This is a genomic window from Gemmatimonadaceae bacterium (assembly GCA_035533015.1).
In the GTDB taxonomy this organism is placed as follows: Bacteria; Gemmatimonadota; Gemmatimonadetes; order Gemmatimonadales; family Gemmatimonadaceae; genus JAGWRI01.
Genome location: DATLUQ010000029.1, coordinates 138,759 through 151,742, shown reverse-complemented (window position 1 = coordinate 151,742; position 12,984 = coordinate 138,759). Strand labels below are relative to the sequence as shown.

At 68.3% G+C, this 12,984-nt stretch carries 14 protein-coding genes and 1 tRNA gene; 14 read left to right on the top strand and 1 reads right to left on the bottom strand.

Annotation, left to right across the window (positions count from 1 at the left end; all coding sequences use genetic code 11):
- Window position 1 precedes the first annotated feature (1 nt).
- From larC to VNF92_06465, 11 genes are all read left to right on the top strand, one after another.
- A complete protein-coding gene (gene larC, locus VNF92_06515) occupies window positions 2-1,174 on the top strand; it encodes a nickel pincer cofactor biosynthesis protein LarC (protein ID HVA57525.1) in 1,173 nt (390 codons plus the stop codon).
- Between the two features lie 78 nt (window positions 1,175-1,252).
- The gene (locus tag VNF92_06510) at window positions 1,253-2,842 is read left to right on the top strand and encodes a tetratricopeptide repeat protein (GenBank protein HVA57524.1); all 1,590 of its coding nucleotides are present in this window, start codon (window positions 1,253-1,255) and stop codon (window positions 2,840-2,842) included.
- 215 nt (window positions 2,843-3,057) lie between these two features.
- Window positions 3,058-4,359, top strand: coding sequence for a DUF512 domain-containing protein (locus VNF92_06505; GenBank protein HVA57523.1), 1,302 nt, complete (start codon window positions 3,058-3,060; stop codon window positions 4,357-4,359).
- On the top strand, window positions 4,356-5,663 hold the full coding sequence (gene der, locus VNF92_06500; GenBank protein ID HVA57522.1) for a ribosome biogenesis GTPase Der: 1,308 nt from the start codon (window positions 4,356-4,358) through the stop codon (window positions 5,661-5,663). The genes VNF92_06505 and der overlap by 4 nt, the downstream gene beginning before the upstream one ends.
- Before the next feature lies 1 nt (window position 5,664).
- Window positions 5,665-6,351 (top strand): glycerol-3-phosphate 1-O-acyltransferase PlsY, encoded by a 687-nt coding sequence (plsY, locus tag VNF92_06495; GenBank protein ID HVA57521.1) that lies wholly within the window; start codon window positions 5,665-5,667, stop codon window positions 6,349-6,351.
- Window positions 6,351-7,346: an NAD(P)H-dependent glycerol-3-phosphate dehydrogenase gene (locus VNF92_06490; protein ID HVA57520.1), complete on the top strand. Its 996-nt coding sequence runs from the start codon at window positions 6,351-6,353 to the stop codon at window positions 7,344-7,346. Before plsY ends, VNF92_06490 begins: the two co-directional genes overlap by 1 nt.
- Window positions 7,343-7,717 (top strand): MerR family transcriptional regulator, encoded by a 375-nt coding sequence (locus tag VNF92_06485; GenBank protein HVA57519.1) that lies wholly within the window; start codon window positions 7,343-7,345, stop codon window positions 7,715-7,717. Before VNF92_06490 ends, VNF92_06485 begins: the two co-directional genes overlap by 4 nt.
- The gene (surE, locus tag VNF92_06480; GenBank protein HVA57518.1) at window positions 7,717-8,481 is read left to right on the top strand and encodes a 5'/3'-nucleotidase SurE; all 765 of its coding nucleotides are present in this window, start codon (window positions 7,717-7,719) and stop codon (window positions 8,479-8,481) included. Before VNF92_06485 ends, surE begins: the two co-directional genes overlap by 1 nt.
- The gene (locus VNF92_06475) at window positions 8,460-9,122 is read left to right on the top strand and encodes a protein-L-isoaspartate(D-aspartate) O-methyltransferase (protein HVA57517.1); all 663 of its coding nucleotides are present in this window, start codon (window positions 8,460-8,462) and stop codon (window positions 9,120-9,122) included. Before surE ends, VNF92_06475 begins: the two co-directional genes overlap by 22 nt.
- Window positions 9,110-9,412 carry an acylphosphatase gene (locus tag VNF92_06470; GenBank protein ID HVA57516.1) on the top strand — a complete coding sequence of 101 codons (303 nt, stop codon included), beginning with the start codon at window positions 9,110-9,112 and terminating at the stop codon, window positions 9,410-9,412. The genes VNF92_06475 and VNF92_06470 overlap by 13 nt, the downstream gene beginning before the upstream one ends.
- 29 nt (window positions 9,413-9,441) lie before the next feature.
- Window positions 9,442-9,966, top strand: a complete 525-nt coding sequence (locus tag VNF92_06465) for an adenine phosphoribosyltransferase (GenBank protein ID HVA57515.1) — start codon at window positions 9,442-9,444, stop codon at window positions 9,964-9,966.
- Window positions 9,967-10,002: 36 nt separating this feature from the next.
- Here VNF92_06465 and VNF92_06460 read toward each other — a convergent pair whose 3' ends face one another.
- Complete coding sequence (locus VNF92_06460; GenBank protein ID HVA57514.1) at window positions 10,003-10,923, bottom strand: LysR family transcriptional regulator; 921 nt, start codon at window positions 10,921-10,923, stop codon at window positions 10,003-10,005.
- A 71-nt stretch (window positions 10,924-10,994) separates the two neighbouring features.
- Between VNF92_06460 and VNF92_06455 the strand changes: the two genes are divergently transcribed.
- From VNF92_06455 to VNF92_06445, 3 genes are all read left to right on the top strand, one after another.
- On the top strand, window positions 10,995-12,065 hold the full coding sequence (locus tag VNF92_06455; protein ID HVA57513.1) for a putative sulfate exporter family transporter: 1,071 nt from the start codon (window positions 10,995-10,997) through the stop codon (window positions 12,063-12,065).
- A 92-nt stretch (window positions 12,066-12,157) separates the two neighbouring features.
- Window positions 12,158-12,231: transfer RNA gene (locus tag VNF92_06450), tRNA-Arg, on the top strand.
- 18 nt (window positions 12,232-12,249) lie between these two features.
- Window positions 12,250-12,915: a tetratricopeptide repeat protein gene (locus VNF92_06445; protein HVA57512.1), complete on the top strand. Its 666-nt coding sequence runs from the start codon at window positions 12,250-12,252 to the stop codon at window positions 12,913-12,915.
- Window positions 12,916-12,984 lie beyond the last annotated feature (69 nt).

Genomic DNA, 12,984 nt, shown 5'->3' with positions numbered 1-12,984 from the left:
TATGACCCTGGCGATTCTGGATCCGTTCAGCGGGATCTCGGGCGACATGACGCTCGGGGCGCTGGTGGCCGTGGGCCTGGACCGCGACTGGCTGCGGGCACTTCCCGGGCGCCTCGGGCTGGAGGGGGTGGGTGTGCGCATCGCCGACGTCCAGCGCGCGTCGATCGCCTGCGTGAAGGTGGACTTCGACATCCCGTCGCAGCCGCACGGCCGCCACCTGAAGCAGATCCGCGAGCTGGTGCAGCGGAGCGACGCACCCGACGGCGTGAAGGCCGGTGCCGACGCGGCGTTCACGGCGATTGCCGAGCAGGAGGCGGCGATCCACGGCACGACGGTGGAGCGGGTGCATTTGCACGAGGTGGGAGCGGTGGACGCGATCCTCGACGTGGTGGGGGCCATCTGGGGGTTCGAGCAGCTGGGCGTGAACCGGGTCTATTGCGGTCCGATCAGCCTGGGCGACGGGTTCGTGGAGGCCGCGCACGGGCGGCTGCCGGTGCCGGCGCCGGCCACCATGCGGCTGCTCGAGGGGCAGCGCGTGCGGCCGGGGCCCGAGGGCTCGGGTGAACTGGTGACTCCCACGGGCGCGGCGTTGGTGCGCGTGTTGTCGTCGGGGCCGATATCCGGACAGTACACGCCCCGCCGCAGCGGATTCGGGGCGGGGACCCGTGAGTTCGAAGGGCGGCCCAACGCCTTGCGCATCGTGCTTGCCGACGACGACGGCCCGGCCGGCATGGCGGTGGAGTACCTGGTTCAGCTGGCGTGCGATCTCGACGATCTGGCCGGTGAGTACGTGGCCGGGGCCGCCGACCGGCTCCGCGCGGCAGGCGCGCTGGACGTCGTCATCATCCCGACGATCATGAAGAAGGGACGCCCGGGCACGCGGATCGAGGTACTGTGTCAGGCCGCCAGCGCCGGGACCCTGGAGCGCGTATTGCTGGATGAAAGCACGACGCTCGGGGTACGGTGTACGACCGTGGTGCGCCACGCGGCCCCGCGCGAAACCCTCATGGTGCGAGTCGAGGGGCACGAGATCCGCGTCAAGGTCGCCCTTTTGGGGGCCGGCACACGGCGCGCCAAGCCGGAATACGACGACGTGGCGCGGGTCGCCCTGGCGACAGGGCGGACGCTGAGAGATATATTTCTCGAGGCCGCCGATCTGGCGGTTCGAGCCTGACCACCGTTTCCCCCCCGGTCCAGCCCGACGGGGTCCTCCATTCCCAAAGTTGCACCCGAAAATTCCCTGGAGATTCCGATGCTGGTCATCCGTTCGACGACCATCAGCTCGTCCCTGTTCGCCATCGTGCTCGCGCTCCCCTTGGCGGCGCAGCAGCCCAAGCAGTGCTCCGTGGACGAGGGCACGCCGTCTGAAGTCGCGCGGGCGTTCCTCACCATCTCTCAGGTGGCGAACCCCCAGGGAGCCGATCCGGCGTCCCTCAAGAAGAAGCTGGCCGACGCGGTCCAACTGCTCACCGGTAACCCGGGGAAAGTTGAGAACCCGGTCGGGCACGCCTACGAGCTCGGCAAGCTGCTGGTGCTGTGGAGCGAGCAGCCCGACGTGCCGCTCACCACGACTCGCGGCGCACTCGGCTTCGCGACGAATCCCCAGGACACCGTGAGCCTCCCAGCGGCGATCGACTCGGCATTCACCGTAGTCGAAACCGCCCAGCCGGAGTGCGCGACCGAAACGGATAAGTGGCGCAGCCAGAAGGTCTGGAGCAACCTCGTCAACAAGGCGGTTCAGGAGTTGAACGCGGGAAGCGTCGATTCCGCCGAGAAACATGCGACGGAGTCCCTGTTGCTGAATCGCAAGGCTCCCTACGGCAACATGGTGCTGGCCCAGGTGGCGCAGCGGCGCAACCAAGTGGACAGGGCCATCGATCTCTTCCAACGCACGATCGACATCGCGTCGACCGACACGCTGTACAACGAGGTGAAGGCCAACTCGCTGCTCAACCTGGGAAACCTCGCGCGGCAAGCGGCGGCTGAAGACTCGACCAAAGCCTCCAAGTACAACCCCATCGCGTTGCGTGCGTACCAGACGCTGGCGGCCGACTCGACGGCGTCAGCGGGGTACCACATCGATGGCGTGAACGGGGTCGTGAACGTCGAACTCGCGATGGGCGATTCGGCGGCGGTCCGGGCGGTGTACAAGGGCCAGCTCGATAACCCGTCGGCGTTCCCGTTCAACGACGTCATCCAGGCCGGCGTGTGGGCCACCAACGTCGGCGACTCCGTGGCCGCGACCAAGTTGTTCCACGCTGCGTACGAGATGAACCCATATCACCGGGATGCGCTCTCGAACCTGGCGCTGATCGAGATGAAGGCGCAGAAGTACGACACCGCCCTCGTCCTGCTCAACCGGCTCAAGGCCGTGGATCCCAACGGCGACAACTCGCGGTTGTTCGTGTTCACGTACGCCGGGCTGGCCAAGAAGTTCGCGGACCTGAACCACAGCATCGTGGCGCGCTACAACAAGTCCAAGGACGCGAAGCTGCGGAAGGTGCTCACGGATTCCGCCGCGCTCACCACGGATTCCAACAAGGTGTACACGGATCTGGCCGTGAACACGAACCTGGCCTCGGACAGCCTGCCGGTAATGGTCCGATTCTCGCAGTTCAGCAACGTCGACAACAAGGTCACGCTCGCCGGGACGATCAACAACCGGACGGATGCCGCCAAGACGTACACGCTCAAGGTCGACTTCCTGGACAACAAGGGGAACGTCGTGGCGTCGCAGCAGGCAACCGTTGGGCCGGTGGCGGGCCACGGAAGCGGCCCGTTCAGCGTGACGGCCGCTGGGGTTGGGATCACCGCGTTCCGGTACGCTCCGCTCGACAACTGAGCCTCCGGAAGTGCGTTCGGGGTGAAGGGTCCGCCGCAGGGCGGGCCCTTCGTTTTTGCGGCGAATGTTGCATGCGGAAGTCACGATGTTTTCTTGATTTCCGTGTTCAGACTTCCTAAGTTGCATGAGCTTGGCCGCGAGCGCGTGCCGGCGCGGTCCGTCGACGGGGATGTGGGCTGCTCACGGTCCCACCCCCCGCCCGTCATGGTGCCCCGATGGTCAGAGTCTCCAACGTCACATCCGGTAGCGTCGCTGAGGAGCTGGGCATCGCGCCCGGCACCGAGTTGCTCACGGTCAACGGGCGCGAGCTGGGGGACTTCCTGGACTGGGAGTTCCTGACTGCGGACGATGAACTGGTGATCGAAGCGCGGCAGCCAGATGGCCAGGACGTGGTGTACGAAATCGAGCGTCCCGAGGGCGAGGTGCTGGGCGTGCAGTTGGAGCCGCCCAGCGTACGGCGGTGCGCCAACCGGTGCGAGTTCTGCTTCATCGAGGGGTTGCCCAAGGGACTGCGCAAGCCGCTCTATGTGCGCGACGACGACTACCGGTTGTCGTTCGCCTACGGCAACTTCGCGACGCTGTCCAACCTCAAGGACCGCGATATCGCGCGCATTCTCGAGTACCGTCTCTCGCCGCTCTACGTTTCGGTGCACGCCACGCCGTGGGACGCGCGCAAGGTGATGCTCAACAACCCGCGCGTGCCGAACGTGGTGGAGCAGCTTACGCGGCTCGCCGCCGGGGGCATCCAGTTCCACACGCAGATGGTGATCGTGCCGGGGCTCAACGACGGCGACGTGCTCGAGCAATCGCTGGCCGATCTGTGGGCGCTGGGTGAGGCGGTGATGTCGGTGGCCGTGGTGCCCGTGGGGCTCACCCGGTTCTCCCACCTGTACACCGGGAAGTCGATGGGCGCGGCCGCGGCCGCCGGCCTGCTCGACCATCTGGCCCGGTGGGCCACGCGTGCCGGGGCCGAGCGGGGCGATCCATGGGTGTTCGGGTCGGACGAGTTGTACCTGCTGGCGGGGCGTCCGTTGCCGGGCCCCGACCACTACGGAGACTTCGTGCAGATCGAGAATGGGGTGGGGGCGGTGGCCGCACTGCGGCAGCGCGTGCAGGACGGATTGGACTCGCTCCCGCGCCTCGACGGCCGGCGCATCGGCGTGGTGACCGGCGTTTCGATGCGGGATCTCATGCCGCCGCTGCTCGACCAGCTCTCGGCGCGGACGGGAGCGGCGTTCGAGCTGATCGTGGCGGAGAATTCGCTGTTCGGGCCCACCACGACCACCGCCGGGCTGCTCGTGGGCGCCGACATTCGCCGCACGCTCCAGGGGCGCGGGGACCTCGACCTGGCGTTGATTCCCGCCGAGACGATCAACGACGACGGCCTGTTCCTGGACGACCAACGGTTCATCTCCGTACGCGAGGAACTGCCCATTCCCGTCTATCCGTCATACGACTTCATTGATGCGCTGGTGCCCGAAGGCACCGCGCGGTCGCGGGGAGCGCACGTCGCATGAGCATCCCCGTGGTGGCGCTGGTGGGCCGACCGAACGTCGGCAAGTCGCACCTGTTCAATCGCATCGTGGGCACCAACACGGCCATCGTGTCCGAAGAGGCCGGCACGACGCGCGACCGGCACTTCGCGCGCGCGGAATGGAACGGCCGACAGTTCTGGTTGGTCGATACGGGGGGACTCACCGACGACCCCCGCTTGCCGATGGACCGCGAGATCCGCCGCCAGGTGGAGGTAGCGATCGGAGAAGCCGACTTGCTGGTGTTCCTGGTGGACGCCAAGGCCGGGCTCCACCCCAACGACGCGCGCGTGGCGGAGTTGCTGCGCGGAAGCGGTAAGCCGTGGATGCTCGTGGTCAACAAGGTGGACGACCCGCGGGCCACGGACTACTACGAGTTCTACGAACTCGGCGCGGGCGAGCCCGTACCGGTGTCGGCGCTCAACGGCAAGGGGTCGGGCGACCTGCTCGACGTGCTGGTGTCGCACCTCCCGCAGCGCGACGAGGCCGCGGACGACGCGTTGCACGTGGCCGTGGTCGGCCGGCCCAACGTCGGGAAATCGTCGCTCGTCAACCGGCTGCTCGGCGCCGAGCGTCTGGTCGTGTCCGAAGAGGCGGGAACGACGCGCGACGCCATCGACACGCCGATGACGTATCACGGGCGTACGCTCGTCTTCATCGACACGGCCGGTCTCCGCCGGCAGACCAAGATCGAGGATGGCATCGAGTTCTACTCGTCGCTGCGCAGCCGGCGGGCGATCGAGCGCGCCGATATCTGTGTGCTCGTCATCGACGCGGTGGAAGGCCTGCACAATCAGGACCTGAAGATCGCGACGTTGGCCTGGGACGCCGGTCGCGGCCTCGTCATCGTGGTCAACAAGTGGGATCTGGCCGAGAAGGACGACAAGGCCACCGCCCGCTTCGAGAAGTCGTGTCGCGAGAAGGCGCCGTACCTCACCTTCGTGCCGTTCGTGTTCACGTCGGCGCTCACCGGGCAGCGCGTACAGCGGCTGCTCGAACTGCTGCTCACGGTGGCCGAGGAGCGCAACAAGCGCGTGACAACCGCGCAGGTGAACCAGCGGTTGCAGGAGTTGCTGGCCCGGCTTCAGCCGCCGCAGGCGGCGGGGTTCGAGATCAAGTTGAACTATGCCACGCAGGTGGAGGTCGCGCCCCCGACCATCGCCGTGTTCGGCAACCACCCGGAACTCGTGGAAGAGCACTACGTCCGCTACCTGCACAACGGATTCCGTGAGTCATGGGGATTCACGGGCAACCCGCTGCGGATCGTGATGCGGCGCAAGGCGAGTTGACGTGCATCCGCTTCTCGGTGTGCTGATCGCGTACGCGGCGGGCTCGATTCCCGCTGCCTACCTGGCCGGCCGGGCGGCGGGGGTGGATCTGCGGACCAAGGGGTCGGGCAACCTCGGCGCGACCAACGTGGTGCGCGTGCTCGGGCTGAAGGTCGGACTGGTAGTGTTCGCAGTGGACATGGCGAAAGGGGCGGTACCCGTGGGGTTCCTGCCGGCGGTCACGACCGGAGGGCCCGCGGGGCCGTGGATGGCCATCATCTACGGCGGCGCGGCAATTCTGGGCCACGTCCGTCCGGTGTGGCTGAGGTTCGGCAAGGGCGGCAAGGGCGTGGCCACGGCGTGCGGCGTCTTTCTGGCGCTGACCCCGGAGCCGACGTTGTTCGCCCTGGCCGTTTTCCTGGTTGTGTTCGGAGCCACGGGGTACGTCTCGCTCGGATCGCTGGCCGCGGCGGCGGCACTGCCGCCGCTCGTGGCAGCAGCCATCGGGTGGCGGCAGCCGGTATTCGTGGTGGCCGTGTTGATCGCGGCGTTCGTGTTCTGGACCCACCGGCCCAACATGCAGCGGCTGTGGCGCAGGGAAGAGCACCGGTTCTCGAAGATGGGTGCCTTGGGCGTGCCATCCGGACTCTTCATCGGCGCGCTCGTCGCCGCCGGCGGCCTGGCGTGGATCATGCGGAGTGCGCGCTGATGCGGTGCGCCGTGGTGGGCGCGGGCGCTTGGGGTACGGCGCTGGCGCGGCTGCTGGCATTCAACGGGCACGACGTTCGGCTGTGGGCGTACGAGTCCGACGTGGTGGAGGCGATCAACCATCAACGCGAGAACGTGCGGTTCCTGCCTGGTGCGCCGCTGCCCGAGCGGGTGGTGGCCACGAACTCCCACCGCGCGGCGCTGGAGGGCGCGGCGCTCGTGGTGTATGCCACGCCGGCTCAGCACCTGCGCGGCATCGCGGCGGCGGGCGCACGCTACGTGGAGCCGGGCGCCACGCTGGTCGTGGCGTCGAAAGGGGTGGAGCGCGGCACACTCGCTCTGATGTCGGACGTGATCGAGCAGGAAGTACCCGGTCACGACGTCGTGGCGATTTCCGGGCCGAGCTTCGCCGCCGAGGTTGCCGCCGGGCTGCCAACGGCCGTGGTGGCGGCGGCACGCAACCCCCGAGCGGCGGCAGCCGTGCAGGCGGCGTTCGCGGGCGCGACCTTCCGGGTGTACACGCACGACGACCTCGTAGGGGTGGAGTTGGGGGGCGCGCTCAAGAACGTGATGGCGGTGGCCACCGGCATCCACGATGGTGTTGGGCTGGGGAACAACTCGCGCGCCGCGCTCATCACGCGCGGGTTGGTCGAGATGACCCGGTTGGGCGTGGCGCTGGGCGCGAACCCCGCGACCTTCTCCGGCTTGGCCGGGCTGGGCGATCTGGTGCTCACGTGCACCGGGGCGCTGAGCCGCAATCGTGCGTTGGGGGTGGAGATTGGCCGCGGGCGGTCGCTGGCCGAGGTGCTGGAAGGCAAGCAGACCGTGGCCGAAGGCGTGGAGACCACGGCCAGTACCGTGGAGCTGGCCAAGCGCGAGGGAGTGGAGATGCCGATCGCTGCCGGCGTGTACCGCATTCTGTTCGAGGGGGAGACCGCCAAGGCGGCCGTGCGCGAACTCATGGCGCGCGAATTGCGCGCGGAGCAAGATCGATGAATACACCTGATCCGATCCAGGAATTCTTCTCCATCGGCGAAGTCTGCGGACTTACCGGGCTCAAGCCGCACGTGCTCCGGTACTGGGAGAGCCAGTTCAAGTTTCTCAGTCCGGCCAAGAACCGGTCGGGCAATCGCGTCTATCAGCGCCGCGAGATCGAGCTGGTGTTGCTCGTCAAGCATCTCTTGTACGAGGAGAAGTACACGATCGACGGGGCACGCCGGAAGGTGGAGGAACAGCGCAAGGCCGGAGAACTGCGCGACCTCGCGTTCGGGGCGCTGAACGTGGAGGCCCTGGCGGGCCTCGAAATCGCGTTGCGCGAGCTGCACGACCTGTTGCACGACGAGGATGGGGTGGAGGGGAGTGCCTAATGCGGCTGCTGCTCACCAACGACGACGGCATCCTGGCCCACGGACTGGACTGCCTCCAGCAGGCGGCCGAGCCGATCGGCGAGGTGACCGTCGTGGCCCCGGATCGCGAACAGAGCGCCACCAGCCATTCGCTCACGTTGCACCATCCGTTGCGCCCGGTGCGACTCGCCGAGCGACGGTACCAGGTGGACGGCACGCCCACCGACTGCGTGATGCTGGCCGTGGAATCGCTGCTGCCCGAGCGTCCGGACTTCGTGATCAGCGGCATCAACCACGGCCACAATATGGGTGAGGACGTGCTGTACTCGGGCACGGTGGCCGCCGCCATGGAAGGGCTGTCGCTCGGCATCCCGTCGATCGCCGTGTCGTTCGCGGGGGGCGACCTGCGCGCGGACCTGTCGCATCTCCAGGCGCAGGTGCCGGGGCTCACCCGGCTGCTGCGGCATCTCACGTCGCTGCCGCGGTTTCCCGCCCACACGCTGTTCAACGTGAACCTGCCGCCACTGGCGCCCGACGGCGTGAAGGGCGTGCAGCTCACGCGGCTCGGCCGCCGCGCCTATTCTGGTTCGCTCAAGCCGATGCAGGATCCGTGGGGCCGGCCGATCTACTGGATCGGCGGCGGCTCGATCAGTTGGAGCGGGGAAGACGATTCAGACTTCCGCGCCATCGAGGACGGCTACATCTCCGTGACGCCGCTGCACCTGGACGTCACCAACTACGACATCCTCCGGACGGCGAGCGAATGGTGGCGCGAACTCCCGTAGAACTGGAACTGCGTGGCCCGCGGGGGCGGCTGGTCGAGACGCTCCGCGACAAGGGCATCAACGACCTCGCGGTGCTGCGCGCGTTCGAACGCACGCCGCGCCACGTGTTCGTGCCCACCGGCGTCCGGCACCGCGCCTATGAAGACACGGCGCTGCCGATCGGCAATGGCCAGACCATCTCGCAGCCGTCCATCCACGGCCGCTACCTGCAACTGCTCAAACTCACCGGCCGCGAGCGCGTGCTCGAGGTCGGCACGGGTTCTGGCTACCAGACGGTGCTCCTGTCGCACCTCGTGGACCAGGTGTTCTCGATCGAGCGCGTGGCCGCGCTCATGGACGGTGCCCGGCAGGTCATCCACCGCCTCGACGTGAAGAACGTCTCACTGCTCACCGGCGACGGCACGGTGGGCTGGCGGGAATACGCGCCCTACGACGCCATTCTCGTGAGTGCCGCGTCTCCGGATGTGCCGGCGCCGTTGCTCGAACAGCTGGCCGACGGGGGCCGCCTGCTCGCCCCGGTGGGCGGACGCGCCGAGCAGACGCTGGTGCTTCTCACGCGTCGCGGCGAGGCATTCGACCGCGAAGAACTGGATGCCGTACGGTTCGTGCCGCTCCTCGGAATCCACGGATGGAAACCGTAGACCCGTCGGGCGCGTCCGCCGAGCGCCGCATCGTCGTCACCGGGCGGGTGCAGGGCGTGGGGTACCGCTGGTTCGCGCGCGAGGTGGCCCGCATGCTGGGCGTGGTCGGATGGGTGCGCAATATGCCCGACGGTACGGTGGTGCTCGAGATCATGGCTCCCGAGTCGATCGTCGACGAGTTCACCGCGGAGTTGCGGGTCGGCCCGCCCGGCGCCGCCGTGGCGGACGTGCTGGTGAGGGAACGCACGGACCACTCACCCTTGCCCGATCGTTTCACCGTGGTTCCGTGACCGTGACCGAACCTTCGCCGCGCCCCGCCATGTCTCTCGCCGAAGACCTCCGCCGCACCATTCGCGACGTCCCCGACTTTCCGAAGCCGGGCATCGTGTTCAAGGACATCACGCCGGTGCTACTCGACGCCGCGTTGTTCCAGCGCGTCACCGACGCCATGGCGAGTCCGTTCGCCGCGAGCGGGGTAAGTCACGTGGTGGCCATCGAAAGCCGCGGCTTCATTCTCGGGGCGCCCGTTGCCCAGTGGCTCCGCGCCGCGCTGGTGCCGGTGCGCAAACCGGGCAAGCTTCCCGCGGCGTGCGAACGCGAGGAATACGCGCTGGAGTACGGAAGCGACGCGCTCGAGGTGCACGCGGACGCCATCCCGCCCGGCGCTCGCGTACTCGTGGTGGACGACGTGCTCGCCACGGGCGGCACGGCGGCCGCCGCGTGCCGGCTGGTGGAGCGAGTGGGTGGGGAGGTGGCCGGGCTGAGCTTCCTCATGGCGCTCGCGTTCCTGCATGGAGCAAACGAACTGAAGGGGCGGCGCGTCGAGACGATCGTGACGGTATAGGGCGGGAGCGCCGCCGGGGGACCGCGATGCGAGGGGCTACCGGCGCCCGGGTGGCACGACCGCTTGGAGCAGCGCCCGATCGAGCGTGGCCAGGCTGCGACCGGGCCGGTGGATCGTGGCGAACGCGCGCCGCATCTCCACACCGTCTATGGGAACGTGCACCACGCGGCCTGCGTCGAGGAACGACCGCGTGACGAGCGACGAGACGATGGCGACGCCGGCGCCCGCGGCCACGGCGGCTACGATGGCGCGCGAATGGGCAATGCGCGCGCGGGGCCGAAGGCGCACCCCGTGCGCGGCCAGCGCCGCTTCGTAGATCTCGCCGGTGCCGGAACCCGCTTCACGCCCGAGAAAATCGGAGGCTTCCAACTCCTGCGGAGCGATGCGGCGTCGTCGGGCCCAGGGGTGCCGCGGAGGAACGACGAGGATCACGTCGTCTTCGAGAAAGGTGCGGGCCACGAGGTTGATCGTGTCCACCGGGCCCTCGACCAGCCCCCAGGGCAGTTCGCCGGTCGCCACCTGCTGGGCCACATCGGCCGTATTGCCGACGCGCACGTCGAGGTCCACGTCTGGGTGCCGGCGGCGAAAGCGAGCGATGGCGGTAGGGAGCACGTATCCGGCCACGGTCGTGCTGGCGGCCACCCGGACGAACCCGCGCTGCCGGGTGCCCAGCCCGATCCAGAGCTGGTCGGCATCTTGGGCGAGCGCGAGGGCGCGTTCGGCGGCGGGCCGGAGAGCCTCGCCGGTAGGCGTGAGGCGCACGCCACGGCCGAGGCGCTCGAATACCGGTTCACCCAGGCGCTGCTCGAGGCGGCGCATGCGGGCCGAGATGGATGGCTGTGAGATGCCGAGCACCGACGCGGCGCGGGTGAACGATCGCTCACGGGCGATGACGGCGAGCACCACGAGGAGGTCGAGATTGGCTGTAGGCGCGGCGGGCACGTCTGGTCGAACCATAGGATTAAGTTATGGCATCTATGTCGCAAGGTCCATGGCCCGCGATGCGGCCCGCGTGCACACTTCGCGCCATGCCTACCGCCAACCCGTCCGCTCCGGCCGTCGCCGGATCCGCTCCCTCGCGCCCTGCGAGGGCGGTCCGCTGGGGCGCCGGCGTCGCGCCCGGCCTCGCGCTCTGCGTCGCCATCGCCGGCGCGGCCTACGGCGGCCAGGCGCTCGAGAACCGCCTGCTCGGGCACGCCCTGTTCGAAGCTCTCGTGCTCGCCATCCTGTTCGGCGTCGTCGTACGGGCCGTGCGCCCGCTCGACACCCGGTGGGCGCCGGGCATTCACCTGGCCGCCAAGACGCTGCTCGAGGTGGCCGTGCTGCTTCTCGGTGCCTCGGTGAACCTCCCGGCCCTGCTGCATGCCGGACCGACGCTGCTCGTGGGCATCGCCCTCACCGTGACTATTGGCATCATTGCAAGTTATGGCATCTCGCGGGCGCTGGGCCTCACCCACCGCATGTCGCTGCTCGTGGCGTGTGGAAATTCCATCTGCGGGAACTCGGCCATCGCCGCCGTGGCCCCGGTGATCCGAGCCGATGGAAAGGACGTGGCGTCGTCCATCGCCTTCACCGCCATCCTCGGCGTGGTGCTCGTGCTGGTGCTTCCGATCGCCGGCCGAATGATGGGGCTCTCGCTGTATCAGTACGGCGTGGTAGCGGGGCTCACGGTCTATGCGGTTCCGCAGGTCATGGCTGCCACGTTTCCGGTCAGCGAGCTGTCGGGGCAGGTGGGCACCCTGGTCAAGCTGGCCCGCGTGCTGCTGCTCGGGCCCGTCGTGCTCGTGCTGGCCATCGGGCACCGGTCAAGCGAGGGCGGGCAGCGGCTGAAGGTCAGCCAGTTCGTGCCCTGGTTCATCGTCGGGTTCGTGCTGCTGGCCGTGGCGCGGTCGGCCGGCCTGGTACCGCCTGTCGTGGCGGAGCCCATGCGCGTTACCACCGGGCTCCTGATGGTTCTGTCGATGGCGGCGCTTGGTCTCGGGGTGGACCTTCGCGGGCTGGCCGCGGTGGGAACGCGGGTGACGCTGGCCGTGAGCGGCTCGCTCGTGGGCCTGGTCGTGGCTGCCGTCACGCTGATCCACACGCTGCACATCCATTAGGTCGGTCGGCGCGACCGGCGGCCTGGCGCTTTACCTGAGGGGGCGCCGCTCGTAAATTGAAAGGTTCTAGTTGGTTACGACTGTCGGCACCTGCCCCTGTAGCTCAGGTGGATAGAGCAGCGGTTTCCTAAACCGTTGGCCGGGTGTTCGAGTCACCCCAGGGGCATCCCACTTTCAATCCCTCATGAGCGAACCCGTCGCACCAATCAGTCGCGGCCCCAGTGCCGAAGAGACCGTTATCGAGTGGTTGCAGCGCAATGCGCGCACCCTCACGATCGCGGTGGTCGTCATCGCCGTCGCCGGCGGCGGCTACTGGTTCTACGCCAGGTCGGTCCAATTGAAGAACGAGAGCGCGGCGCGGGCGCTCAATACGGCGCTCCAGTCCATCCAGGCCGGGAACCAGGCGCTGGCCGCGAGCGACCTTCAGAAGGTGGTCGACCGGTACGGCGACACGCAGTCTGGGATCGAGGCGGGATTGCTGCTGGCCCAGATGGATTTCAACAACGGCAAGGTTTCCGACGGGGTGACCCTCCTGAACGGGTTGACGTTGCAGAGCTCCGCCAAGCTGGACATGGCCTCGATCTACAGCCTGATGGGTGACGGCCAGATGCAGGGGAACAAGGCCGCGGACGCCGCCAAGTCCTACCAAAAGGCCGCGGATGCATCCGGGTCTGACGCCGACAAGGCGTACCAGCTGTCCAAGGCTGCCAGGGCGCAGCTCGCGGCGGGCGACACGGCCTCGGCGGCGGCCATCTGGCAGAAGCTGGCCAATGATCCCAAGGCTCAGGGTGTGGCTGCCGAGGCCAAGGTGCGGCTTGGAGAAATCGAGGCCAAGCCGGCCAAGGGGTAGGGTTCGCTTGTCCGGTCCGGCATCACCACGGGCCCTTGGCGGCTAGGCCGGCTGCCGATTCCGCAGGAC

Bases quoted from the DNA above. Each gene is read 5' to 3' on its own strand.
- VNF92_06475 (HVA57517.1), top strand. From the start codon at position 8,460: ATGGTGGCGCGAACTCCCGTAGAACTGGAACTGCGTGGCCCGCGGGGG.
- VNF92_06445 (HVA57512.1), top strand. From the start codon at position 12,250: ATGAGCGAACCCGTCGCACCAATCAGTCGCGGCCCCAGTGCCGAAGAG.
- VNF92_06465 (HVA57515.1), top strand. From the start codon at position 9,442: ATGTCTCTCGCCGAAGACCTCCGCCGCACCATTCGCGACGTCCCCGAC.
- VNF92_06485 (HVA57519.1), top strand. From the start codon at position 7,343: ATGAATACACCTGATCCGATCCAGGAATTCTTCTCCATCGGCGAAGTC.
- larC (HVA57525.1), top strand. From the start codon at position 2: ATGACCCTGGCGATTCTGGATCCGTTCAGCGGGATCTCGGGCGACATG.
- surE (HVA57518.1), top strand. From the start codon at position 7,717: ATGCGGCTGCTGCTCACCAACGACGACGGCATCCTGGCCCACGGACTG.
- VNF92_06455 (HVA57513.1), top strand. From the start codon at position 10,995: ATGCCTACCGCCAACCCGTCCGCTCCGGCCGTCGCCGGATCCGCTCCC.
- der (HVA57522.1), top strand. From the start codon at position 4,356: ATGAGCATCCCCGTGGTGGCGCTGGTGGGCCGACCGAACGTCGGCAAG.
- VNF92_06470 (HVA57516.1), top strand. From the start codon at position 9,110: ATGGAAACCGTAGACCCGTCGGGCGCGTCCGCCGAGCGCCGCATCGTC.
- VNF92_06510 (HVA57524.1), top strand. From the start codon at position 1,253: ATGCTGGTCATCCGTTCGACGACCATCAGCTCGTCCCTGTTCGCCATC.
- VNF92_06460 (HVA57514.1), bottom strand. From the start codon at position 10,923: ATGGTTCGACCAGACGTGCCCGCCGCGCCTACAGCCAATCTCGACCTC.
- VNF92_06490 (HVA57520.1), top strand. From the start codon at position 6,351: ATGCGGTGCGCCGTGGTGGGCGCGGGCGCTTGGGGTACGGCGCTGGCG.
- VNF92_06505 (HVA57523.1), top strand. From the start codon at position 3,058: ATGGTCAGAGTCTCCAACGTCACATCCGGTAGCGTCGCTGAGGAGCTG.